This window comes from Geobacter sp. FeAm09, assembly GCF_008330225.1.
Taxonomy (GTDB): Bacteria; Desulfobacterota; Desulfuromonadia; order Geobacterales; family Pseudopelobacteraceae; genus Oryzomonas.
On the sequence record NZ_CP042466.1, the window covers coordinates 3,314,282 to 3,338,872 of the forward strand.

A 24,591-nucleotide genomic window follows, 5' to 3' on the forward strand; every position below is an offset into this window, starting at 1 on the left:
CGCAAAGAAGGTTGTTGAAAAACAGCCATCTCGCCGCCGTCCTCGAAAGCCCCTTCGTGCGGCGTAGCGCTGCTACGCCTCCTCGGGTCTTCCTGCGGGTGCGACGATCTGACTATTTTTGAACAACCTGTGTTTTCAACAGCTTGTCAGAGGTCGTTCGCAAACAACTGCCGTGAGTGCCGCGCCCGGATTTGCGGTAGATTTGACCTGGCCGATTGAGCAAAACCGCAGGCGTAGCAGCTCAACGCCTACGGATTTTGCGATTGAGGCCGGGGCAAAGATGCCGTGAAGACGGGATGCGGCTTTTTATTCGGCGGGGGCCGGTCCCTTGACCAGCGCCATCAGCTTCCCTTCGATCTCGGCCAGGGTCTCGGGATGTTCGGTCAGCCAGGTGCGGGAATTCTCCCGGCCCTGGGCGATCCGCTCCTTGCCGTAGGAGAACCAGGCACCGCTCTTTTCGATGATCCCCTTGTCCACCGCCAAGTCCAGTACGTCGCCGGTTCGGGAGATGCCTTCGCCGTAGAGGATGTCGAACTCGACCTCCTTGAAGGGTGGGGCAACCTTGTTCTTGACCACCTTGACGCGGGTGCGGGAGCCGATCACCTGGTCCCCCTGCTTGAGGGTGGCGATCTTGCGGATATCCATGCGCACCGAGGCGTAGAATTTGAGTGCGTTGCCGCCGGTGGTCGTTTCGGGGTTGCCGAACATGACGCCGATCTTCATGCGGATCTGGTTGATGAAGATCACGCAGCAGTTGGATTTGCTGATGATGCCGGTCAGCTTGCGCAGGGCCTGGGACATGAGGCGCGCCTGGAGCCCTACGTGCGAGTCCCCCATCTCCCCCTCGATCTCGGCCTTGGGGACCAGGGCCGCCACCGAGTCGATCACCAGCACGTCGATGGCGCCGCTGCGCACCAGGGTTTCGGCGATTTCCAACGCCTGCTCGCCGGTGTCGGGCTGGGATACCAGCAGGTCGTCGGTCTTGACCCCCAGCTTGCGGGCATAGCCGATGTCCAGGGCGTGCTCCGCATCCACGAATGCCGCGATGCCGCCGGTCTTCTGGGCTTCCGCCACGATATGCAGCGCCAGGGTGGTCTTGCCCGAGGATTCCGGACCGTAGACCTCCACCACCCGGCCGCGGGGGACCCCGCCGACTCCCAGGGCCATGTCCAGGGATATGGCGCCGGTCGAGATCGCCTCCACGCCCGGCAACACCTCGTCATTGCCCAAACGCATGATGGCGCCCTTGCCGAACTGTTTCTCGATCTGGCTCAGGGCCAGTTCAATCGCCTTGTTTTTTTCCTGCATGGTTGCATGTCTCCTGAAAGTGGGATGAACGTGGATGAATGGGGGTTGCTACGGTATCATATCCGGCGCTTTTCCCGCAAGGATTTATCCTTGAAACGGCAGTCAAGCCACGGGACCGCAAAGGCGTCGGGAACAGGGCGAATTCATTGCCAAAACCATTCGTCGAAAGGGTGGATCACCCATGCCCCCGGATGGATGCGCCGTGCGCTTTCGTCACCTGTAGGTGCCCGGGGCCGCCGTGGCACATACTTTCCCCCGGTTCACGGGGGAAACGGGCTGCCGTCCGCCAGATAGCGCCGCAGCCAGTCCAGGGCCGTCCAGGCGGTCAGGGTGCGCACGTCATCCCGGTCGCCCCCGAACCTGAATCCCCTGGTCCAGCAGCCGTCCGGCGCCGCCAGGGCGATGAAGACCGTGCCCACCGGCTTGTCCGCCGTGCCGCCGTCCGGCCCGGCGATACCGGTCACGGCCAGCCCCACATCGCTCCCCGCCGCAGCGCGCGCCCCCGTGGCCATGGCGGCGGCGCACTCGGGGCTGACCGCCCCCCGGGTATCCAGGATCTCCCGAGGCACCCCCAAGAGGCGTTCTTTGGCACCATTGCTGTAGGTCACCGCCCCTTCCAGGAAAAAGGCGGAACTGCCCGGCACATCGGTGAGCCGCTTGGCGATCAGGCCGCCGGTACACGATTCGGCCAGGGCCAGGGTCAGGCCGCGCCGGCCGAAGAGCCCGGCCACGGCCTGCTCCATGGTTTCATGCCCTTTGGAAAAAACCGCGCTGCCCAGCCGCTCCCGTACCAGTGCCACCGCATCCTGGAGACAGGTTCGAGCCGCGGTCTCCGTATCCCCGTCGGCCCGCAGGGTCACGCGTATCCAGGGGAAGGTGACGCAGATGCTCATCCGCAGTGCATGGTTGCCGGCGAAGGCCCCCTTGAGCAGCCCGTCCACCTCCGGTTCGGAAAGGCCGTAGACGTTCAGGAACGAAGAGAGGATAACCTGCCGGTGCATCACCCGTTCGCAGAGAAAGGGCAGCACCGTCTCGCTCAGCATCCGCTCCATCTCGGAGGGGACGCCGGGCAGGAAAAAGAAAAAACACCCCCCGTGGATGAAATGGAAACCGCAGGCGGTCCCGGTCGGGTTGGGGATGATCGTCGATTTGGTGGGGATCATGGCCTGCCGGTCGGAGGCGTGCCCTCCCCCCAGCTTGGCGGTGAAACTGCGGATATGCTCCTTCAACTCCTCGTTGACCACCAGGCGCCGGCCGGTGGCATGGGCCGCGGCCAGGGCCGTCACGTCGTCCACCGTGGGCCCCAGGCCGCCGGTGACGATGACGGCGTCGCTCTTCAGGGCGAGTTCATCCAGGGCCTCGCCGATATCCGGCTCCGAATCCCCCACGGCCATGTGGCGCAGCACGCGAAGGCCGCATTCCAGCAGCTGCCCGGCAATGTGCCCGGCGTTGGTATCGGTCACCTCGCCGCAGATCAGCTCGCTGCCGATGCTCAGGGTGGAGATCCTCACGACGCCTCCCCTCCGACATGTCGCCACGCCACCACCTGCTCCATGACCTCACGGCAGGGGATGCCCCGTTCCCGGGCGATGCGGCGGCAGTCCTCGTATTCCGGGGCCGCCCGCAACAACTGCCCGCCATCGAAGACCAGCTTGAAACGCACGGGGCCGAAGGGGGTCTGGCACTCCTCCAGCCGCCGCTCCAGAATGATGCGGCCGACGGCGTAGTGGCGCAGGCCGATGGCCGAGGTCTCGGTCAGCACCAGGCGCGCCAGCTTCTCCAGCCCCTCCGGCCGGCAGAGGAAGGAGAGCTGCGTTGCCGGGCGGTTCTTTTTCATCTGCACCGGCGTGAAGAACACATCCAGCGCCCCCTCGGCCAAAAGCCGCTCCATCACGTATCCCAGGACCTCAGGGGTGGAGTCGTCGATATTGGTCTCGGCCACCACCACCGGGTCGCCGCCCCCCTGTTCCTTGTCAGCCGTGCCGAGAAAGGCCCGCAGGATGTTGGGGCAATCGGCGAAATCCTTGCCGCCGGCGCCGCTGCCGATCCGTTCCAGGCGCATGGCCGGCATCTGCCCCGTCCCTGCGGCCAGGGCGGCGACAACCGCCGCGCCGGTGGGGGTGACCCGCTCACCGGCGCCGCAGTCGCCATGCACGGCCAGGCCCTGCAGCAGGTGGGCCGTGGCCGGGGCCGGCACCGGCAGGCGGCCGTGGGCGGTCTCCACAAAGCCGCCCCCCAGGGGCAATGCCGCGGCATGAACCTCCGCAACGCCCAGGTAATCGAGGCAGATGGCGGTGCCGACGATATCGACGATGGAATCCACCGCCCCAACCTCATGGAAGTGGACCTCTTCGATAGCTACGCCGTGCACCGTGGCCTCGGCCTCGGCCAGGCGGCGGAAGATGCGCCGCGCCCGTTCCCTGACCGCATCGGCAAGGGGGCTTTCGGCAATCATGGCGTCGATGCCGCCGTAGTGGCGGTGGCTGTGGTGGTCGTGCACGGCCACGTCGAACTTCAGCGCCGGGATGTGGCGCCGTTCGGTGCGGCGGGCTGAGAGGGCGTAGGAACCGGGGGGGAGCGGGAGCTTGGCCAGCTCGGTCTGCAGGTGTGCCAACGGCACCCCCAGGTCCAGGAGCGCCCCCACGGTCATGTCGCCGGAGATGCCGGCGTGGCAGTCGAAGTAGACGATGGTCATGTTATACCCGATTGATCAGGCTCGCGGCGCAGGCCGCGCCGAAACCGTTGTCGATGTTCACCACCGTGACCCCCGCGGCGCAGGAGTTGAGCATCCCCAGAAGCGCCGCGATGCCGCCGAAGGCGGCGCCGTAGCCGATGGAGGTCGGCACCGCGATGACCGGCTTGTCCACCAGCCCGCCCACCACCGAGGGGAGCGCCCCCTCCATGCCGGCGACCACGATGATCACCGAAGCGGCGGCAAGCTCTTCGCGCCGGGCCAGCAGGCGGTGGATGCCGGCCACGCCCACGTCGTAGACGTGCTCGGCCTCGTTGCCCAGAAAACGGGCCGTGACCAGCGCCTCGGCCGCCACCGGCAGGTCGGAGGTCCCGGCCGAGATCACCAGGATCGTGCCCCTCCCCCTGATCTCCGCCGGCCGCTGTTCCAGGGTCAGGCACCGGGCATTGGCGTGGTACAGGGCGCCGAAAAAGGTCCGCTGGATCCGCTGTGCCTTGTCCGCATCGATCCGCGTCACCAGGACGTTGCTGCCGTTTTCCGCCATGGCGCCCATGATGTCGATGATCTGCTCGTCTTTCTTCCCTTCGCCGAAAATGACCTCGGGCATGCCCTGGCGCAACTCCCGATGGTGATCCACCTGGGCGCACCCCACGTCCTGGAACGGCAGGTGCCGCAGGCGCTCAAGGGCCTCCTCCACCGGGACGGCCCCCTCCTTGACGGAGTCCAGCAATAGTTTCAGTTGATCGGGTGTCATGGTTGCGTTACCTCTCGAATCTATGGTTATACACCACGCCCCCAACGCTTTCCACCTGAAATTTCCGCAAATTGCGACAAGAGACCTCCGGGGTTCCCCGGGGAAAAGGCTGCGGATAAAACTGTTGATGCAGGTCCGGCTATTGGTTTACTGTTATACCCGGTCCGGGAAACCCGGCGGCCCAGGCCGGCGGGAATAGGGCGGACCGGCGAGTCGCCATGATCATCGACCCCTTGTCACTCAAGCTGTTCGTCGCCATCGTGGAAGAGGGCACCATCGCGGGGGCGGCGCAGCGGGAGCACATCGCCGCCTCGGCCGTCAGCAAGCGCATCAGCGAACTGGAGGAAGGCTTCGGGACCCCGCTGCTCCGCCGGACGAACAAGGGGGTCGCCCCGACCGATGCCGGGATCACCCTGCTGCAGCTTGCCCGGGAGGTGCTCCACGATCTGAACAACCTCTACATGCAGATCAGCGAATATTCCAGCGGTGTGCGCGGCCACGTCAGGCTGTGCGCCAACATCTCGGCCATCAACCAGTTCCTGCCGGCGGAGATCCGGTCGTTCACGGACCTGCACCCCCGGATACACGTGCACCTGGAGGGTGCGATCAGCGAGACCATCATGAAGTCCGTCGCCGAGGGGGGGCGGACGTGGGCATCATCACCATGGGGACCCACCGCCAGGACCTGGAGTTCCTGCCGTACCACTCGGACCAGCTCATCGTCATCACCCCCAAGGATCACCCCCTGGCCCGAAAGCGGGCCGTCTCCTTCCGGGAGACCCTGGAGTTCGATTTCGTCGGTCTGACCGTGGGGAGCGCCCTCCACAACCAGGTCCTGCGGGCCGCACAGGAACTGGACCGGACCCCCAAGCTGCGCATCCAGGTGAACAGCTTCGATGCCCTCTGCCTCATGGTGGAGGCCGGCCTGGGTATCGGGATCGTGCCCAAGGGCGCCGCCAAGCCCTATTTCAAAGGGCTGCGCATCCGTCCCGTGCCCCTCGATGAACCCTGGGCCCACCGAGAGCTGAAGCTCTGCGTCCGCTCCTATGGTGCCCTGCACGCCGCCGCCCGGCTCCTGGTGGATCACCTCAGGCAACCGGCGGCATAGGCTTTTGCCATCGCCGTTCGCGATGGCAACGTCACCAGATACTGCTTTTATTGGCGAAAAGAATAAGGTATACAGGAAACCATTACAGATTTGAGCGAGGTATGAACCCATGGGTAAAACCACAGCGGAAAAGATCTTTGAGGCGCACCTGGTCGAGGAACCGTTCCCCGGCACCAAGGTGCTGAAACTGGACGTGGTGCTGTGCCACGAAATCACCACCCCCATCGCCATCGACGACCTGGTGCGGCGCGGCAAGGACCGGGTCTTCGATCCGTCCAGGATCAAGGCCGTCATCGATCACGTCACCCCCAGCAAGGACAGCAAGACCGCGACCCAGGCCAAGATCCTGCGCGACTGGTCCCGTCGCCACGGCATCAAGGACTTCTTCGATATCGGCGCCAACGGCGTCTGCCACGCCCTGTTCCCGGAAAAAGGCTTCATCCGCCCCGGCAACACGGTCATCATGGGCGACTCCCACACCTGTACCCACGGCGCGTTCGGCGCCTTTGCCGCCGGCATCGGCACCACCGACCTGGAGGTGGGCATCCTGAAAGGGGTCTGCGCCTTCCGTCAGCCCAAAACCATCAAGTTCAACGTCACCGGCGCCCTGCCCAAGGGGGTCTACGCCAAGGACGTCATCCTGCACATCATCGGCCAGATCGGCGTCAACGGCGCCACGGACCGGGTGATGGAGTTCCACGGCGACACGATCAGCGCCATGTCCATGGAATCCCGCATGACCCTGTGCAACATGGCCATCGAGGCGGGGGGCACCTCCGGCATCTGCCAGCCCGACGCCACCACCGTGGAGTTCCTCTGGCCCTTCATCCAGAGGGAATTCGCCTCCAAGGAGGCTGCGCTGGCCGACTACTCCCGGTGGGCCGCCGACCCCGACGCCGAGTACGACCAGGTGATCGCAATCGACGTCACCACGCTCCAGCCCATATCCACCTTCGGCTACAAACCGGACCAGGTCAAGTTCGTGGCCGACCTGCCGGACACGCCGCTCGACCAGGTCTACCTCGGCTCCTGCACCAACGGCCGCCTGGAGGACCTGCGCATCGCGGCGAACGTGCTGAAGGGGAAACGGATCGCCCCCACGGTGCGCGGCATCCTCTCGCCAGCCACGCCGAAGATCTACCAGGATGCCCTGCACGAAGGGCTGATCGACACCTTCATGGCGGCCGGGTTCTGCATCACCAACCCCACCTGCGGCGCCTGCCTGGGGATGAGCAACGGCGTCCTGGCCGAAGGCGAGGTCTGCGCCTCCACCACCAACCGCAATTTCATGGGGCGCATGGGCAAGGGGGGCATGGTGCACCTCATGTCGCCGGCCACCGCGGCGGCCTCGGCCATCGAAGGAAAGATCGCCGACCCACGGAAGTATCTGTAAACATAAAACCGTACAAGCGAACACCTGCCACAGAGACACAGAGCACGGAGGAGACCTGACATCAAATACCAGACGTGCACTTCCAGCCGTTCCAGTATGTTAGAGCCATATCAGTTTTGGTTTTGACGTCCTCTGTGTCTCCGTGTCTCTGTGGCGGATTTAAAATTTTAGAGAATTTATCTTTCAAGGAGTTGACCATATGAAAACATTCGGAGGCCCGGCCCTCTTCCTCGACCGTTCCGACATCAACACCGACGAGATCATCCCGGCCAAGTACCTGACCGAGATCACCAAGGAAGACCTGAAACCCTACATCCTGGAAGACCTGAAGCTGCCCGGCTTCGACCCCAAGGGGCCGAAAACGAAAAACGCCCGGGTGGTCGTCTCCCGCGCCAATTTCGGCTGCGGTTCGTCCCGGGAGCATGCCCCCTGGGTGTTCGAGGTCAACGGCATCACCGCCGTGATCGCCGAGTCCTTTGCCCGCATCTTCCGCCAGAACATGTTCAACTGCGGCATGGCCGCCATCGAGCTGCCCAAGGCGGATCTGGACCTGATCTTCTCCCACGCCGGCGATGACGATGCCGCCATCAGCATCGACATCGAGGCCCAGAGCCTGACCATGAGCGGCGGCGGCAAACAGAAAACCTTCGCCTTCGACCTCTCCCCCTTTGACAAGGCCCTGGTGCTGGCCGGCGGCTGGGTCGATTACGCCGACAAGAACTACTGATCCAGCGCCATCATCCCCCCATCAACGAAAAAGCCCCGCCAAAAGCGGGGCTACAAGCTGCTGAAAAACTCAGGTTGTTCAAAAATAGTCAGATCGTCGCGCCCGCAGAAGGCCCTGCGGAGGCGTAGCTGCGCTACGCCGCACAAAAGGGACTTCGAGGACGCGGCGAGATGGCTGTTTTTCAACAACCTCCCGGACTCAGAACTGCTTGCTCACCCCCAGGTGAAAGGCCACATCCGGCGCGGTGGCGACCGCCACGTCCTCGGAAACGCCGATGTCGAGCCGGTAATCGCCCGGGAGCCTGATCGCCCCGCCGGAGACCAGCATGAAGGATGGCTTGGAGAGCTCATCCAGGTCGCTCCCCCGGTAGAAGGCTGTATGGGCGTTGAGCTGGAACTTGAAGGAGACCCGCGACCAGGGTCCCCACCCCAGGCCGACGGTGCCGAAGCCGACCAGGTGCTGCTGCTGGTCGCGCAGCACATCTCCGTCGCTCATGGCCATCCCCCCCACGGAGCCGAAGACCCCCAGCGCCCCCCATTCGGTGAAGTTGTTCATGCTGCCGCACAGGGCCAGGCTGGCATCGGTGCTGCCGCTGCCCCGCAGGGAATTGCTGTCGCCGCTGGGCAGCTTGAGGGCTGCCCGCAACGCCAGGCTGTCGTGGGATTCCCCGTCCCGCGCCTCGTAGAGCTGCATGCCCGCTGTCAGGCTGATATCGCCGAGGCCGGAGCCGGCGTGGTCCATCTTGAGTTTCTGGACGCCGTCCTTGGTATAGCTGAAGAGCAGCCGCCCTTTCGGGGCACTGTCGCGCCCCCCCTGGGGCAGGCCGAAAAACTTGTGCCATTCGACGATGAAACTGTCCAGAAAGCCGCCGCCGTAGAGCACATAGGGGATCTCCACCCCCGCGTCGAAGCGTCCGCCGAAACCGCGGCGGGCCGCCAGGGTCCAGCGGTAGGATTCGCCGTCCAGGTGGATCTGCTCGCGGGAGGTGGCGCTGACGGTGTAGTCGCTGGCAACATCCTGCACCAGGCTGACCACGGTCTGCCCGGAGGGGACGACCGTGGCCTCCGACTGCGCGGGAAGCCCGAAGATCTGTACGAGCGGACTCTGATTGACGGTGCGGAAGGGGGTGATCTCCATGTCTTCGGCCGCAGCCGGCCCGGCCACGGCCAACAGCAGGAGCAGGGACGCCGCCAGTATTCTGTCATTCATAACTTACCACCCCTTCACCCGCTTCGGCACCCGTCTCGCCGCGGTGCTGGTCGATCACCCCCGTCAGGGCCGTGACGGCCCCCAGAATCCTCCGGGTTTCCGAGGTATTGGCCGAGATCATGTCGTCCACCTTGCACACGGCTTCAACCGCCTTTTCGGCAACGACCAACTGGCGGTAGACGTTTTCCTTCAGCCCCTTGGTCCGCTCGTTGTGCTCGATGACCCCTTGCAGATAGAGACGGTTCTCCCTGGCCTGCTCCTGGGCCGTCATATTGATGCGCTGGGCCAGGTCCCGCATGTGCTCCAGGTTTCTGACGATCAGGTTGGCCCCCTCCTGCTGGTTTTCCGTACTCAGGGTGATCTGCTGGACCCGCTCCAGATTCTTTTCGGCCTCTTCGGTGATCCGCTGGATGCCGACCGTCTGCTCCGCCGCTTCGGCGGCAATCCGTGCCACCATGTGGGAGGCCTCGTCGGCGCTCTTCTCGATCTTCACCAGGGCGTCGTTGGCCAGGGAAGAGATCTTCACCCCCTCCTTGACCTTGTCTTTCCCCTGGGTTACCGAACGCTGCACCGCGGCGGTTTCCTTCTGGATATTGCGCACCAGTTCCTCGATCTCCCGCGTGGAGGCCGAGGTGCGGGAGGCCAGGGAGCGGACCTCCTCGGCGACGACGGCAAACGCCCGCCCCCGCACGCCGGCCTGGGCAGCAATGATCGAGGCGTTCAGGGAGAGGAGCTTGGTCTGCTCCACCACCTCCTGGATGACGTTGAGGAATTCCCCCACACGGGCCGAATACCGCGAAAGACGGTTGATGGCGTCAAAGGATTCCACATTGCTCTTTTCGATCTCCTGCATTGCCCGGAGCGTGGCGGCCATGTTCCGCAACCCGTGCTGGGCCTGCTCGCGGACGTTTTCTGAAGCCAGGGCGCCGCGCTCGGCATTGTTGCGCACCTTGGCCTGGGAAACGCTGATCTGGTTGATGGACGAGACGGTCTCCTCCGTCGAGGCGGACAGGCCACGGATATTATCGGCGATCTCCCTGATGGCGCGAACCATCTGCTCGATGGAACTGGAGGTCTCGATGACGAAACTGGAGTACTGGTTGATATTGTCGGCAATGCCGTCGGTGGTCGTGCTCATCTTGGTGGACAGGCTTTCCTGCTCGGCACTGCGCCCCGACAACTCGTCGATGTCCCCGATCACCGTGGCAAAGGCGCCGTCCATGCTCTCCATGGCGGTCACGGCATCGCGCACCTGGACCAGTTCCTTCTCATCGCTGATGGACAGGCTGTGCATGACGACCTTGAGGTTTTCCTCCGCCGCGACGATCTGGGCCAGAAGCTGCCGGTGCTCGCATAAGCGCGCGTCCAACATCTCCAGGACAAAGCTGCTGCGGGACATGAGGGATCTCAGGTCGTCGTTTTCCTCCACATAGCCGGACAACTCGCCGGCAAGGCCGAGCTTTTCCACCATGGCGAGCTGTTCGCGGCGGGCGGCGGCAACCCCCCCGGCCACAATCCGGGCACACGCCAGCGAACTGAAGAGCGCCGTAACAACGACGGCGGCAATGGCCGGGACGCCACCGCCTCCGGCCGCCATCAGGCCGCACGCCGCCACGATCGCCACAACCAGTGAAACGACCACCATCCTGCCATTGATTGCCGACAAGCTTGCCTGCCGTTCGTCAGACATATAATGCCCACCCTTGCGAAACGATGTGAAGTTCATCGTTTTTATCATGCCGACCACGGGCTGTCAACGAATGAGGAGCAAACAATATCTTTAATTTCAAAGGGATGGAAAAAAAACAGCGCCGTGTGCCCGCACCGTCGGACAACCCCGCGACAGGGCTTCAGCAATGCTTGATTTTTTTGTGCACCGGTGCGATACTGACACAACTATTTACCGAATGTTTTAGGAGGATCACATGTTTGGATTTGGCATGCCCGAACTGATAATCATACTGGTCATCGTTCTGGTCGTATTCGGCGCGGGGAAGCTTCCCGAAATCGGCGGTGCCCTGGGTAAGAGTATCCGCAATTTCAAAAAGGCGTCCGAAGGGAAGGACGAGATCGAGATCAAGCCCAAGAAGGAGGGCGAGGACGACAAAAAAGCCTGATGGCGGTTTGTCGGTCCCGAATGAACTACCAAGGGGGAAAGGCCTGATGCCTTTCCCCCTTTTTTTCTCCCCGTTTTCCCAGGACGGAAACTAGGACGCCAGGTATTCGGCGATCTTCTCCGCAAGCGTGCTGTAGATGCGGCGGCACTCGTTCTCGTCCTTCTCCAGCAGCGTGACGCGGAACCCCTGCAACGGGGTGGAGAACGAGGAGAGCGGCACGACGCAGATGCCGGTTGCCGCCAGGATATGGTAGACGAAGCGCTTGTCCGGGGAGACGCCGGGCTGGTTGACCAGGCCGTTCACCAGGTCGCGCACCTCGCTGTTGGCGATGGGGACCGACTGGCGGTTGGTCAAAAGCCCCTCCTTGAACGCCACGGCCATGTAGAATGCGCCGTTGGTGCGGTTGACCTGGAGCTGTGGCACCTCTTTGAGGAAGTCGTAGGTAATGTTGCTCATCTTCTCGTAGCTGGCGATGCGCTCCGCCAGGTAGCCGGCGTAGCCGGGGTGCTGCATGATGGTGGGAATCACGGTCTGGGGCAGGGTCGTGGAACAGACCTCGTTCATCTTGCTGGTGAGGATCAGGTTGACGTATTTCTGGAACTGCTTGTCCTCGTGGCCGTTGTAGACCTCGATCCAGCCGCAGCGCGAACCGGGCCAGGGGAATTCCTTGGAAATCCCCTTCAACGAGATGGCCGGAACATCGCCGATCACGTCGCAGATCGGCACGGCGGTTTCGCCGTTGTACACGATGTTCGTGTAGACCTCGTCGGCGATGATGAACAGGTTGTGCTCCCGGGCCACCGCCACGATCTCGCGCAGCGTCTTCTCGGTATAGACCATGCCGGTGGGATTGTCGGGATTGATGATCATGATGGCGCAGATGTTGGGATTGTACTTGATATGGTTGCGCAGGTCATCCAGATCGGGATACCAGTTGTCCTCGGGCTTGAGCCGGAAGAGGGCGGGAGCGGCATGGGCATGGCCGATCTCCCCCAGGGTATGGGTCGTGTAGGAGGGGGAGGGCATCAGCACGCGGGCCTCGGGGCGCAGGCAGCCATAGATCTTGGCAATGGCGTCCCCCAGGCCGTTGAAGAAGATGATGTCCTCCGGGGTGATCTGGGCTCCGCCGCGCCGGTTGGTCATGTCGCAGATGAACTCGCGGGTTTCCAGCACGCCGCGGGTGTGGCAATAGCCCCAGGTGGCATCGTCCGCCACCGCCTTGGCCACGATCTCCTTCATCCAGGCCGGGATCGCCTCCCCTTTGACGATCGGGTCGCCGATATTCTCCCAGTTGATCTTCACGCCGTGGTTTTGCAGCTTTTCAGCCACGTTGACAATATTGCGGATCTCGTAGGTCAACTCCCCCGTCCCGGGGCTTACCAGATCGATACGCATAGCTGTCTCCTCTCAATGTATAGGTACATGCATCTCTATCATCGCAGTCATTCCCGCCTGGCCGCGAACGGGGCGGCCAGGCGCGACACAAACAAAAAAGCCGCGGGCTTCTCTGCCCACGGCTGGTAAAGGTATTCCGATCATATTCATGATCACCGGGCAGAACTCACTCCAGCGGCGTCGCTCGCCGCGGCGCTGATAGCTCGTGCTGCTGCAATGGCGGTCATCATGGTAAACATAGGTTTTTTTCTATACCACACCCAACCTGTGAGCGTCAATGTTTTTGTGAGCCGGGGTCCAGGCCCACGGAGATCAAAAGCCGCCCATCCTCATCCCGCCAGCGCAGCCAGCCGAGGGTGCTCTGGTCCGGCATGGCCAGCGCCCAGTCGCCGTCCAGCTTGACGACCCTGAAAGGCTGCTTCGCCAGCGCCGGCAGCGCCAGAGGCAGCTTGCCCGGTTGCCGGAATATCTGGTAATACTGCTTGCGCAGTCCGGGCAGCAACCGGCACGACCGCCCCTTCAGCATGGTGTTCCACGACTGGAAAGCCCCCCGTTGCCGCGGTTCCAGCCACCCCTGTCGGCCCGCGTCGTCATAGGCAACCCGCAACCACTCCCCTTTGCGGGCCGTCACGATCAACGGCACCCCGGAAGCGTTTCCCGTGAAGAGCCACTCGTAGGAAGGTGGGCGGCCGCTGTCCAGGGCCCCCATGCGCCGGACGGCCGGCTCCTCGTACAGATAAAGCGGCTCCTGCCGGCTGCCGTCTCCGCCGTGCTCGACCGCCAGGAGCAGGACGCCGATGCCGCTGTACGGGCGCATCTGCTGCTGGGAAATCGCCGGGCTGGCCCCCAGAAGCAGCAGGGCCAGCGCCAGGGCGCAACTCTTCATCGCCGAGAGCCTCACCTTGTGAAGAGTTCTCTCAGCCGTTCCAGATACGCAGGCGCTCCGGGCTCATCATCGCCGGGCGCCCACGCCGCCTTCTCGGCGTCGCCGAGCGGCAGGTAGGGTCCGGCCTTGGCCTCGTAGAAGACCGTTCCCGGCTCGAGGCTCACCGCCGTATGATAGGTGCCGGAGGGGATGTCGGCGGCAAGGGTGCCCTGTTCCCGCGAGAGCAGGACCGTTTCCGCAACGGCCCCGTCGTCGGCAAAGGTGACGATGCCCAGCGTGCCGCTCATCAGGATGAAGGCCTCGTCTTTCTCCGGGTCCAGGTGGCGGTGGGGGCGGATGTACGTGGCCGGTTCGACGGCATTCAGGAGGCGATGGCATCGGGACTCGTCACGGCGATGGATGTTGTGATTCTTGCGCAGGCGCGGGGAGGTGCGGGCTTGTTCGGAAAGTTGGCGCAGCAGGTCGGTGGTGACTATCTTCATCTATCCCCTTCTCCATGATTCGCAAGGCCTGCGTCCCGCCGCAACCACAGAGGCGGGCAGAAGAAACCTCAACAGGGATGAAGGGGATACACCGGATAAAAATCATCCTGCGCATCCCCTCCACACCTGTTGAAAACCTTGTTTTTTTATCTTGCGCCTCAGCGGCGCCGTTTCAAGGACTCTGGCTCAGCGATCCACCAGGGCGAGCTGGTTTCCGTCAAAATCGGCGACCACCGCCATCTTGCCCCAGGGGCTCGACTCCAGCGGCTCCACGAAGGTCACGCCGCCGACCCGCAAGGATTCGCACAGCGCCTCGATCCCTTCAACCCGCAGGGTGATGCCGGTATGGCGTCCCACCAGCCGGCGGGCATCTTCGTGCAGCGCCAGGGACACGCCCAAGGTGGCGGGCGCCCCGGGAAAGAACTCCATCATCATCTCGCTCTGCCCGGCAACCGGCAGGCCGAGCAGCTCGGCGTAGAACCGTTTGGCCTTGGCCAGATCGGTGACGAAGACCACGACATTTTTCATCGTTACGGCCATGAAAACCCCTTTTCCCCCGATGGCCGGTCAGGCCTTCTGCGACAGCCGGTGCACGCACTCCACCATGTGGATGGCGTTCTCCGGGGGGACCGTCGGCAGGATACCGTGCCCCAGGTTGAAGATGTGCCCCGGCCGGCCGGCGTTTTCGTCCAGGACCCGCTTGACCTCCGCCTCGATGACCTCCTTCGGCGCGTAGAGCACGGTCGGGTCCAGGTTCCCCTGCACCGCCATCCCCTGGCCGAGCACGTCACGCGCCGTGCCCAGGTTCACGTGCCAATCCAGCCCCATGACGTCGCCGCCGGCCTTTTTGACCGATTCCAGCATGGCGCCGGAGCCTTTGACGAAGTGGATCACCGGCGTTTCCAGCCGGTTGAGGCCGTTAATCAGCTTGGTGGTATAGGGAAGGACATAGGTTTCGTAATCCGACGGCGACAGGATGCCCCCCCAGGTATCGAATATCTGGATGGCCTGGGCCCCGGCCTTGATCTGGGCGTTGAGATATTCCATATCCATCATGGTGATTTTTTCCATGAGGGCCGCATAGACATCGGGCGCGGCGTACATCATACGCTTGATCTGGGCGAAATCCTTGGACCCCTTGCCTTCCACCATGTAGCAGGCCAGGGTAAAGGGAGCACCGCCGAAGCCGATCAACGGCACCTTGTTGGCCAGCTCACGGCGGAGGATCCTGATGGTCTCCAGGACGTAGGGCACGTCCTGCTCCATCTGCGGGATGCGGAGCTGCTCCACGTCGGCCATGCTTCTGACCGGGTGTTCGAACACCGGCCCCGGCACGAAGTCCAGCTTCATCCCCATCGGTTCCACCGGCGTGAGGATGTCGGAGAACAGGATGGCGGCGTCAACCCCCAGGATGTCCACCGGTTGGATGGACACCTCGGCCGCCAGTTCCGGCGTTTTGCACAATTCAAGGAAGGTGCATTTCGAGCGCACCGCCATGTATTCCGGCAGGTAGCGGCCCGCTTGGCGCATCAGCCAGACCGGCGTACGGTCCACCGGCTTACCCCAACAAGCATCGAGAAAACGTGTATTCATATCATCTCCCTGAACGTGATGACTGCAGGTAAAACTGTAAAATAGAGGGGGATTTTAGTTCGACACCACCGGAAAAGTCAAATCAATTTGCGGTTGCGCCGCCCCGGGGCGCCAATCACCGCTCTCCCTCCACCAGAAAGAAATGGCCATTCAGCTCCACCCGGTCGCCGGGGCGGAGCTTGCGCCCCCGGCGCACTTCGACGGCGCCGTTCACCCGCACCAGTCCCTCCCCGATGATCAGCTTCGCCTCTCCGCCCGACCCCACGGCGTTGACCGCCTTGAGAAAGCTGTCCAGCTTGATGTGCTCGCCCGTAATCTGAAAAGACATGTATCCCTTTCCCGCCGCCCCGGACGGCACGCGCGGCGCCAGATGCGACAAAAGGCGAAAGCGGGCGCCCGGAGGGCATTCGAATGTATCTGTATCCGGTGTATCTTGAATATGGAGCGACTCAGGAGGCTCCACGCGTCTTGGAGTATACCATAGCGCGGTTTTCGTAAAGAGTACAGGAGAGACCGTCATGGGGCGCAGGCACATGAGGCTGCCGCAGCCCCATAACCGGGTATCTCCCGGTCATCCCCCGGGAAATCCGTACCGGGTGCCGGCGCCATCATATCTGAAAAACTCCAAGGTCTTCCGTGCGTTATCCAGTTTCTGCCGGAGTATTCTCAATTCGTCCACCGTATAAACCGCCCTTCCTTTGGCAATTTCATTTTGCAGCCTCTCGATCCGCTGTTGAAGCGTATCAAAACCATTGCCGCACTTGACGGCAAGCAGCAGGCACTCATCCTTTGCCGGGCCGGACTCCTTCTCCCCACCACCCGGGGAGCCGCCTTCACCACCACCCAAGACCGAACCTTCGCTGCATGCCATTATGGCTGCCGCCAGGACAGGAATAAACCGTAACCGTCTCATGATGGGCCTCCAGGACTCTTGATCCTCACCAAAAACAAGAGGCTGTACAGCGTGATGCCGTACAGCCTCTTTCGTCCGTTGCTTACCGGGTTACCGGGGGGCGGGGCTCCTGCCGCTGCCACGTCTAACCGCCGCTGTTTTCGTTGATAAGCTCGAATTGCCTGTTGTAATCATCCACCTGTTCCCTCAGTTTCTGCAGCTCTTCCGACGTGTACACGTCCGTTCCCCGGCCGATTTCCCTGTTCAGTCGATCAATCCGTTCCTGGATGGAATCAACGTCCTTCCCGCAGTTCATGGCAACCAGCAGGCATTCATCCTTCGTCCCTTCCTGCGCCTGCGGAATCTGCGACTCCATTGATCCCATGTTTCCTTCATCGGCAAGGATCGGCACAGCCGAAAAGAGCATAGATGCCGCGATTATGGTCATCGTTCTCGCTATGCTGTTCATGGCTTACCTCCTCTCAACTTGTTGGTACTTCTTATGGTTGTATAGTACCCAATCCGATTTTAAATGTAAATGACTTTGATTGTTATTTTCAATTAATCCCATTCCCCGGCACTGCACCGTAATACCCTGACACGCACAGAGGGGGCGCGCGTCATTCGCGTGCCCCCTCCCCTTTGCCGCCATTACAGCGTCATTGTTTACGCCCCACGGGCACCCGACTGCCGAGCCTGCGCCAATCTTTCCAGTATACTCTCAATAATTATTTTAAACAGGCTATTATCTGGACAAATTGATGCTATACTATAATCAGCAGGAAGGAAGTACAAACCAGGGAAAGGAGGCTTACTACTTTATGGAAGACACTCCGCCGGGCTGGTTTCCGAAATAGAAGGCGCAGGTACCCCGATTGCAGCACACATCGGGTAACAGCTTGAAAAGCGATCAAAGACACACCCAAAAGAGAAGCCCACCGAACGACATGGTGGGCTTTTCATCTGCCGGGAAGACTGTCCGAGCTTAAAAAAGAGCCACGTCACGCGACATGGCTCTCTCTATTTGAACTGCTGAAAAGTGAATTACTTGGCAGCAGGAGCAGCTTCGGCAGCAGGGGCGGCTTCTTTCTTTTCGGCTTTGGCTTTTTTGGCTTTCTTCGCTTTTTTCGCCTTCTTCACTTCCTTTTTGGCAGCAGGAGCGGCTTTTTCGGCCGGAGCGGCAGGGGCGGCCGGAGCAGCGGCGTCAGCAGCAAAAACGACGGCAGAGAAAGACAGGGCAACGATTGCGGCTACGATAGTGGAAAGAACTTTTTTCATTTTAGATCTCCTCGTTCGGAAATGTGGTGCTGCCAAGGACATTGCAGAACGGGTGCCAATACCAAAAAATTCATATCATACTGCAATCAAAGAGATAATTTGTCGAGGCGCCCAAAGTCGCCGGAAAAGCGCACCTCGTATAAGCCCGCCGCCACCTTGAATGAGGTATCCGCCCATCCTCGCCGAGTGCCCCGGCCCCGGTCCGGACGCTGCCGCCCGTTACGGGGCGTTCACCGGCTTGAGCGGTGGCACCCGCCCGGTAACGGGCGCACCGGCGGTAGGCGCTGTGGGGCATGCGGCTCCCTGCGGGGATCAGGCTAACATCCCGCCGTTTTCTTGAAGATCTTGCTGCTGTTCTTGCCGCCTTCCTTCTCGAACTTGCAGCGGATCTCGTCGCCTTCGACGATACGTTTGTCCTTGAACTTGTCCAGGGTCAGGTCGTCGGTAACCACGATGGTTACGCTTTCGCCGCTCTTATTGTCCTTGAGGGTTGCCGTAGCCGATTTGCCGTCGGCGGCCATTTCGATTTTGGAGATGACGCCGACCATCTTGACATCTTCCGCACTGGCGGTGGACACGATCGTCAGGGTGGTGAACGCCAACAAGGCCGCCATGACGACGGCAGAGAGAACCTTTTTCATATGCTTGCTCCTTTTACGATGTGTGGTTCCGTGCCCCGCTAGCCGGGATCAATTCGGGCCGGCAAAAAAACCGGGGGAGTGGGAGGCACGGTTCCACTCCCCCGGTGTGCTGCCCGCATCATGCGCGGGCATTTCGAACCTGTCAGAAATGCACCTCGAAGGTCGCATACACGTTATGGGCGTATTCCAGCGGGGTGGTGGTCATCATCTGGCCCTTCACCTCGGAGATCTTGACCGGTGCGCCGACCCAGTTGTTGCTGCCGGTGTATTCGAAGTCGTAGTACTGGTACCCTACGCGGAAAAAGGTCTTGCTGAAGTAGGAGGAAACCGGTTTCAGGTTCAACTCCTGGATAACGTACCCTTCATACACGTTGCCGCGGGTTCCGACCTTCGAGGTCCACATGTCGTCGGCGGCAGGGGCAAAGGTGATCCAGTCCTTGGAGCCGTGATTGTACTCGAAGCCCAGCTTGGTCTTCGACGGCAGGTCGTAGCGGACGCCGGCGGATACGGCCCAGCCGGTTTTGCTGGTCGGGGCCTCAGGATTGAAGAAGCCGCCGCTCATGAGCCCCTGGAAGCCGAACTGCGCGGAAACGTTGCTGTTGGGATGGGTGACGCTCAGGGCGGCGTCGGTGAAGAAGTTCAGGTCGCCCGGGCCGACCTTCTTGAGCGTGCTCATGGCACCGGCGCCCCACCAGTCGATATCGCCCAGGTTGGTTTTCGGCGCGGTGCTGCCGAAGTAGGTGTTGCTCATGGTCGGGGCATCGAAGATATTGAAGCCGCGGTTCCACTGCAGCCAGACGCGCAGCGGGTCGGTATCGACCGGGATCACGGCGATGCCGAGCATGTCGGTATCGGCGATGGAGTTGCTGGGGGTCGAACGGAAGCCGCTCTCGAAGCCGCGGCCGTAGCAGACCTTGGCGTAGGCGCCGGGGAGCATTTCGATGTCCGGGGCATAGCCGATGGTCATACCGTCAAAGGCATAATCCACCAGGAGCGACGGGGTGCCGCCATTGCCCGGGCGTTCGTTGTTGAGACGCAGGTTGCTGGGGGCGCCGTTGGTGGAGGGGCGACGCCCGACCGAGAACCAGAGCGGCTGGTCGGCGATATTGCTCCAGGTGGCGTAGGCCCGGTCCACGTCCAGGTAGCTGCTGGAGGGGACATGGCCGAGGGTGCCGTCGAACACGCCGACGCGGTCGGCAAAGTAGGGGGCGGAGTTGCCGTTGGTGACGGCCTGGTCGTCCTGGGAGCCGAAGACCTTGTACATGACCAGGCGGGTAGTGACCGTCACGTCTTTGGTGGCCTTGACGTGGAGGTCCAGGCCGAGCCGGTTGGTGTAGAGGGTGGCGTTCTCCGGTTTGTAGGAAGGAACCGTTACCGCGTAATTGCCCAATCCTTGCAGCATGGCCTGGTTTGCTCCCAGAAAGGCAAGGGCCTGATTGTAGGTCTTGACGTTTGCCATAGCCTGGGAAAACGACGTCATCCCGGCAATGGCACCGGCCCACTGCTGGGTGGCGGCAGCATCGCCCGCCGCCACGGCATTGAAATACCCCTGCTGCATCTGGCTTTGGGCGTTGCTGAACGTGGCAGTCACGTCGGTAAACGGTTTGGTGCGGCCACTCAGGTAGTCGTAGCGGAAGCGGTAATCCCCGCCGATGGTCAGCCATCTGCCGATGGATTTGTCCTCCACCTTCTTGACCGAACCCTTCAGGGTTTCGATCTCCTTGTACAGTTTGTCGACCTTTTGCAGCAGCTCCTCATCGGCGGCCTGCGCCGGGAGAGGCAGGCTCATCCCCGCAACCAACCCGGCCAAAAGCATGGACAGCATTCTGTTCTTCACGGTCTCCTCCTTTTTGTGTGTACTGTGGCGGCACGCGACGCGCCGCCGTTTTCCCGTTCCACTGCGCGGTTTACGGCCAGTTTCGCCTTCCCCCCCCTTCCCGCGTGTCTGGCCCCCTTGAACTTTTTTTGCCGCATTGTATCATTTTATATGAATAGTGAAACATTTCTTTAAGTGTATATATAAAATGTTGAATTAAGCAAAAAAAATGCCCATAATGTGGACCGCTCCCCTTTACATTGCAACATATTGATATTTGAATATTTATGATGGTGCGGCGGCAGTCGGAGGCGTACCGCCATCCGGCACGAGCCGTGAAAGCGCTGCCGCCTTTTCCCCGACACCGGTGAAACCACCGGGCCACCACCCATAACCCGTCGTGAGGAGGTGCTTGATGAACATGTCGGCAATGAGCCTGGCGCTGGTGCTCTGGATTCTTGCCCCTCTGACCGCCTGGCCCCTGGACAGTTGCCGGGAATGCCACGAAGACGGTCAGACGATGAAAAAACTGGGATATCCCGGTTTTACGGTCACGCAGAAAGAGGTGGCAGCCCAAAGCGGTATGCCGGCCACCTGCAGCGATTGTCATCGGGGCAACCCGTCCACCCGCGTGCCGGGCGAGGCCCATCGGGGCATGGGGCGCCTCATGCCGGTGGCCCGGAAAGGCTTCGCCGTCATGACCAGTCCCCGCAGCTACCCGCTGGAATTCGGCGCCGCCCCCGCTTCCCGCCTGATCGTCAGTACCGACAAGGGGGGGAAGAAGGTCAGGGACGCCTCGGTGACCGCGCTCCTCTACCATGACAAGCGGGGCGACACCCTGTCGCAGAATTTCGCCATGATGGAACAAACCTGCGGCGCCTGCCACCAGCAGGAGTTTGCCGAATTCAGCCGCAGCACCATGGCGCAGAACGGCAAGCAGAGCCAGTACGGGGGGTGGCTTGACGTTGAGCGCGGGCCGCACAACTGCGGCCCGTGGTTCGAGGGGAACGTGAGGGCGATGCGGGGGGCAACGGCGCAGCCATTCAGCGACCAGGCCGCCGCCCTGGGGCAGAAGAGTTGCAGCACCTGCCATGTGGGGTGCCTGGACTGCCACTACGCCCCCCAGCCCAAAAGCGGGACCGACCCGGCCAAAGGCGTGCACACCTTTGTCAAGACCCCCGCGCCGGAGAGCTGCTACGGCAACGGCCGCGCTTCGGTCTGCCATGCCGGGCCGGAGGACCGCCGCCGCGGCGCCGGGTACTTCGGCGGCAGTTTCTCCTTTCCCGAAGGTGGAACGCCGGATGTCCACGTGGCCGCCAAGGTCGGCTGTCTCGATTGTCACGAAAGCAGCAAAAGCAATCCCGCCATCGGCCACGCCATGGTCAGGCGCCAGGCCCGGGACTCCTGTGTCCGCTGCCACGGGGAGATCGTCAGGAACCATGCCGCTTCCCGGCACAGAAACCTGACCTGCGAAGCCTGCCATATCCGCAACGTGGGGGGCTACCAGGGGACCTACTGGGGGCCGGGCAAGCTGGCCGGCGCAGCAACCCCCTATTTCAAATTCAAGGCCTATTACGGGATCATGGCCGATCCTTTTCTGATCAAAGACCAGAAGGGACGCTGGATTCCGGTCAAACCGTTCCCCATGGCGGTCATGAACCAGACCTCGTCCCCCTTCAAGCCGGGGCTGCACTGGCGTTTCCCCGTTGACCTTCCCGACCTGAAACGCACGGACGACGCCTGGGCCTATGTGGGGCTTTTCGACGGCCTGCCGGAGAACAACAAGGCCCTGCTCTGGATCCAGTTGGACAAGTTGTCCCACAAGTACGGCAAAAGCCGCGGCTGCGACTCCTGCCACGGCGACCTCCGAGGCGTGCAGCGCCAGCAGGTGGCCTGGGAGTACAGCGATCCCGGCGCACTCCCCTTCACCGGCAGCCACGAGGTGCTGGCCGACGCGAGCGGCCTGTTCATCCGCGCCATCCGTTCGGAGAAGATCGAACTCGAACCGGGGTACACCCTGTCGGCCCTGGCCCCCTGGGTCTACCTGAAGGATGCGTGGCAAGTGAAGGGGGATTTCTCCCTCCCCCCCATCAGGGACCGGAAGGGGTATGCCGCGGTGAAGGCAGACGCCGCGATGGCCGGGAAGCGCCATATTAGCCACTGAAATAATATTCATAAATTTGTATTGACATATATATAGTATTTTGTATATTTGTGAAAATTTCTGTCTCGGAGGGGACCATGAATCTCAAGTTGTTGGCAGCGGCGGCAGTACTGTGGGGGCTATCCGGCATCGGCCAGGCGGCGGAGCATCCCGGGCGCGACTACATCGAAAAGAACGGGTACAAAGGTCCCGCCACCTGCGAAGAGTGCCACCAGGGGACCGCGCGCAAGTTTCTGGAAACGGTCCACTGGAAGCACGCATCAAAGGTGGACAACGTGGACAACCTGGAAGCCGGCAAGGAATACGGCATGAAAAACCGTATCTACACCATGTGCAACGGCAACGACATCGTCAACAACCTGAAGGAGATCCCGGTGAACGCCGCGGGCAAGACCAAGTACACGGGATGCAACACCTGCCATCCGGGAAACCACCTGAGCGATGTGGGGAGCACGGGTCCCGAAGCCGAGGCGGCCATCGACTGCCTGATCTGCCATTCATCGGCCTACGATTTCAGCAACCGCAAACCGTACAAGGATGACAAGGGGCGGATCGTCATGGGGCAGGACCGCAGCACCAAGGCGGCACTGGCCATTGCCAAGCCCAGGGTCAAAAACTGCATGGTCTGCCACGAAGCGGCCGGCGGCGGCGTCTATATCAAGCGCGGCTTCGCCTTTACCGCGGCGAACGATGTGCACGCCGCCAAGAAGATGGAATGCGCGGACTGCCACAAGGCCAGGGATCACCGTTTCCCCACCGGCTATGACCCCAACAACTGGGCCAATGACGGCACCCGGCTGACCTGCACCACCTCCGGCTGCCACCCGGAGCGCCCCCACAAGGATGACGACTACAACCGCCATGCGGCGCGGATCGCCTGCCAGACCTGCCATATCCCCAGGACCGGCGGGGCGAGCGCCAAGGATTTTACCAAGTGGGAAAAACTGGCCAACGGATTTTACGAGCCTGCAACCCTGAAGAAGGAAGCCAACGAGACGGTCCCGGTGTACGCCTGGTATAACAGGACCGTCCGGAATGAGCCCCATTTTATCGGCCCCAAGGGGAGCAGGGGGGACGCGGCCAGCAAGATCTACCCCTTCAAGATCTTCCAGGGCAAGGCCTACTACGACAAACTGACCGGCAACCTGCTTTCCATGGATTTCGCCCAACCCATGGCCAACGGCGACACCCTGGCCGGGGTGGCCTCGGCGGCCAAAACGCTGGGGATCAAGAAGTACCAGGCGGAGCCGGGCTGGCAAACCGTCTATTTCTCCAGCAGCCACCTCGTGACCAAGACCAAGGCGCTCAGTTGCGAGAATTGCCACATCGTCAACGGCGTGCTGAACTTCCGCGCCCTCGGTTACAGCGAAGCGGAGGTCGCGAAGCTGACCTCTCCGGAATTGTATCTGGAGAAGATGCTCAAGAAGCAGCGCGAGAACGACGATTTCTAGGACACCGATGTCGTGAAAAACCGGGGAAGCTCCGTTGCTCCGGCGGCTGGCCGGGCGTTGCGTGCCCGCTGATGTCATCGCCTGCCGCCGCTTCCCGAAGCTGGCCGGCTCGGAAACGAGCCTTGTTCGACACCTATGGCGCTCAAATGGGGAAACAATGTGCAACGCTTTTGTTGCGGTTGACTTCTCCCAAGCTCAGTGCCATGGTCTGGCAACCTTCATTTGTATGCCGTACCAGACCCCCCAGGCGATCAGCCCGCCTGGGGGGTCTCCTATTAGCCAATCCCGGTGAGCGCACTTGAGGGAAAACCACACCGTAGCGAGGCCGCATTCCTGTGACCATTACCCAGCTTGTAGAACTGATCCGGCATATGGAGGAAGAACACAACTTTTTCAACCGAAAGCCAGGACAACGGGTGGTGAAACAGCTAACCCCGCACATCAGCATGCGGGGCGCCGCCAGGGTGGTTGGGGTGGATTTACAGGGTTACGGCTGGGAAAAAACCTTTGGCTGCGGGGAAGACCGCCACGATTCACCCCTGTCGTTGTACCATGCGATCATGGCTTTTCTGGATGCGGCCGACGGAGAAAGCTGAGATCGCCGCGCGCTGCATGTGGGGTGGCAAGGCCGGGACAACCACATATTCACAAGTAAGGATACTTTGTGCAAGTCACTGTTTTAATT

The 24,591-nt window shown here is 62.0% G+C and carries 23 protein-coding genes and 1 pseudogene; 7 read left to right on the forward strand and 17 right to left on the reverse strand.

Features of this window, described 5'->3' with window-relative positions; all coding sequences use genetic code 11:
* Positions 1–306: 306 nt before the first annotated feature.
* From recA to larB, 4 genes are all read right to left on the reverse strand, one after another.
* Positions 307–1,308 carry a recombinase RecA gene (recA, locus tag FO488_RS15675; RefSeq protein ID WP_149211416.1) on the reverse strand — a complete coding sequence of 334 codons (1,002 nt, stop codon included), beginning with the start codon at positions 1,306–1,308 and terminating at the stop codon, positions 307–309.
* Between the two features lie 260 nt (positions 1,309–1,568).
* Complete coding sequence (locus FO488_RS15680) at positions 1,569–2,819, reverse strand: competence/damage-inducible protein A (protein ID WP_149211417.1); 1,251 nt, start codon at positions 2,817–2,819, stop codon at positions 1,569–1,571.
* A complete protein-coding gene (gene larC / locus FO488_RS15685; RefSeq protein WP_149211418.1) occupies positions 2,816–4,003 on the reverse strand; it encodes a nickel pincer cofactor biosynthesis protein LarC in 1,188 nt (395 codons plus the stop codon). Before larC ends, FO488_RS15680 begins: the two co-directional genes overlap by 4 nt.
* 1 nt (position 4,004) lies before the next feature.
* Positions 4,005–4,754 carry a nickel pincer cofactor biosynthesis protein LarB gene (larB, locus tag FO488_RS15690; protein WP_149211419.1) on the reverse strand — a complete coding sequence of 250 codons (750 nt, stop codon included), beginning with the start codon at positions 4,752–4,754 and terminating at the stop codon, positions 4,005–4,007.
* A 218-nt stretch (positions 4,755–4,972) separates the two neighbouring features.
* Here larB and FO488_RS20710 point away from each other — a divergent pair.
* The 3 genes and pseudogenes from FO488_RS20710 (at position 4,973) to FO488_RS15705 (ending at position 7,982) form a co-directional block, all read left to right on the forward strand.
* Positions 4,973–5,862, forward strand: a pseudogene (locus FO488_RS20710) (LysR family transcriptional regulator).
* A 109-nt stretch (positions 5,863–5,971) separates the two neighbouring features.
* Complete coding sequence (locus FO488_RS15700; protein WP_149211420.1) at positions 5,972–7,255, forward strand: 3-isopropylmalate dehydratase large subunit; 1,284 nt, start codon at positions 5,972–5,974, stop codon at positions 7,253–7,255.
* Positions 7,256–7,454: 199 nt separating this feature from the next.
* Positions 7,455–7,982: a 3-isopropylmalate dehydratase small subunit 2 gene (locus FO488_RS15705; protein ID WP_149211421.1), complete on the forward strand. Its 528-nt coding sequence runs from the start codon at positions 7,455–7,457 to the stop codon at positions 7,980–7,982.
* Positions 7,983–8,180: 198 nt separating this feature from the next.
* Here the strand turns inward: FO488_RS15705 and FO488_RS15710 are convergent, their stop codons facing one another.
* Both FO488_RS15710 and FO488_RS15715 read right to left on the reverse strand, forming a co-directional pair.
* The gene (locus tag FO488_RS15710) at positions 8,181–9,191 is read right to left on the reverse strand and encodes a DUF3187 family protein (protein WP_149211422.1); all 1,011 of its coding nucleotides are present in this window, start codon (positions 9,189–9,191) and stop codon (positions 8,181–8,183) included.
* Complete coding sequence (locus tag FO488_RS15715; protein WP_168206066.1) at positions 9,184–10,881, reverse strand: methyl-accepting chemotaxis protein; 1,698 nt, start codon at positions 10,879–10,881, stop codon at positions 9,184–9,186. Before FO488_RS15715 ends, FO488_RS15710 begins: the two co-directional genes overlap by 8 nt.
* Before the next feature lie 235 nt (positions 10,882–11,116).
* On the opposite strand from FO488_RS15715, the gene FO488_RS15720 reads away from it, so the two are divergent.
* Complete coding sequence (locus FO488_RS15720) at positions 11,117–11,308, forward strand: twin-arginine translocase TatA/TatE family subunit (RefSeq protein ID WP_149211424.1); 192 nt, start codon at positions 11,117–11,119, stop codon at positions 11,306–11,308.
* A 90-nt stretch (positions 11,309–11,398) separates the two neighbouring features.
* Here the strand turns inward: FO488_RS15720 and FO488_RS15725 are convergent, their stop codons facing one another.
* From FO488_RS15725 to FO488_RS15775, 11 genes are all read right to left on the reverse strand, one after another.
* A complete protein-coding gene (locus FO488_RS15725; protein WP_149211425.1) occupies positions 11,399–12,703 on the reverse strand; it encodes a pyridoxal phosphate-dependent aminotransferase in 1,305 nt (434 codons plus the stop codon).
* A gap of 274 nt (positions 12,704–12,977) precedes the next feature.
* On the reverse strand, positions 12,978–13,589 hold the full coding sequence (locus FO488_RS15730; protein WP_149211426.1) for a hypothetical protein: 612 nt from the start codon (positions 13,587–13,589) through the stop codon (positions 12,978–12,980).
* A gap of 11 nt (positions 13,590–13,600) precedes the next feature.
* Entirely contained in the window at positions 13,601–14,071 is a 471-nt protein-coding gene (locus tag FO488_RS15735; protein WP_149211427.1) for a WbuC family cupin fold metalloprotein, read from the reverse strand.
* A gap of 186 nt (positions 14,072–14,257) precedes the next feature.
* A complete protein-coding gene (locus tag FO488_RS15740; RefSeq protein ID WP_149211428.1) occupies positions 14,258–14,611 on the reverse strand; it encodes a VOC family protein in 354 nt (117 codons plus the stop codon).
* A gap of 27 nt (positions 14,612–14,638) precedes the next feature.
* On the reverse strand, positions 14,639–15,664 hold the full coding sequence (hemE, locus tag FO488_RS15745; protein WP_149211429.1) for a uroporphyrinogen decarboxylase: 1,026 nt from the start codon (positions 15,662–15,664) through the stop codon (positions 14,639–14,641).
* 115 nt (positions 15,665–15,779) lie between these two features.
* Positions 15,780–15,992, reverse strand: coding sequence for an RNA-binding S4 domain-containing protein (locus FO488_RS15750; protein WP_149211430.1), 213 nt, complete (start codon positions 15,990–15,992; stop codon positions 15,780–15,782).
* A 243-nt stretch (positions 15,993–16,235) separates the two neighbouring features.
* On the reverse strand, positions 16,236–16,577 hold the full coding sequence (locus FO488_RS15755) for a hypothetical protein (protein WP_149211431.1): 342 nt from the start codon (positions 16,575–16,577) through the stop codon (positions 16,236–16,238).
* A 124-nt stretch (positions 16,578–16,701) separates the two neighbouring features.
* On the reverse strand, positions 16,702–17,025 hold the full coding sequence (locus tag FO488_RS15760) for a hypothetical protein (RefSeq protein ID WP_149211432.1): 324 nt from the start codon (positions 17,023–17,025) through the stop codon (positions 16,702–16,704).
* A 575-nt stretch (positions 17,026–17,600) separates the two neighbouring features.
* Entirely contained in the window at positions 17,601–17,834 is a 234-nt protein-coding gene (locus FO488_RS15765) for a hypothetical protein (RefSeq protein WP_149211433.1), read from the reverse strand.
* A gap of 317 nt (positions 17,835–18,151) precedes the next feature.
* Positions 18,152–18,475, reverse strand: coding sequence for a hypothetical protein (locus FO488_RS15770; RefSeq protein WP_149211434.1), 324 nt, complete (start codon positions 18,473–18,475; stop codon positions 18,152–18,154).
* Positions 18,476–18,617: 142 nt separating this feature from the next.
* On the reverse strand, positions 18,618–20,300 hold the full coding sequence (locus FO488_RS15775) for a DUF3373 domain-containing protein (protein ID WP_149212222.1): 1,683 nt from the start codon (positions 20,298–20,300) through the stop codon (positions 18,618–18,620).
* Between the two features lie 406 nt (positions 20,301–20,706).
* Here FO488_RS15775 and FO488_RS15780 point away from each other — a divergent pair, with 406 nt between their 5' ends.
* From FO488_RS15780 to FO488_RS15790, 3 genes are all read left to right on the forward strand, one after another.
* Positions 20,707–22,455, forward strand: coding sequence for a cytochrome c3 family protein (locus FO488_RS15780; RefSeq protein WP_149211435.1), 1,749 nt, complete (start codon positions 20,707–20,709; stop codon positions 22,453–22,455).
* 77 nt (positions 22,456–22,532) lie between these two features.
* On the forward strand, positions 22,533–23,906 hold the full coding sequence (locus tag FO488_RS15785) for a cytochrome C (RefSeq protein WP_149211436.1): 1,374 nt from the start codon (positions 22,533–22,535) through the stop codon (positions 23,904–23,906).
* Positions 23,907–24,241: 335 nt separating this feature from the next.
* Positions 24,242–24,502: a hypothetical protein gene (locus FO488_RS15790; RefSeq protein WP_149211437.1), complete on the forward strand. Its 261-nt coding sequence runs from the start codon at positions 24,242–24,244 to the stop codon at positions 24,500–24,502.
* The last annotated feature ends 89 nt before the right edge of the window (positions 24,503–24,591 follow it).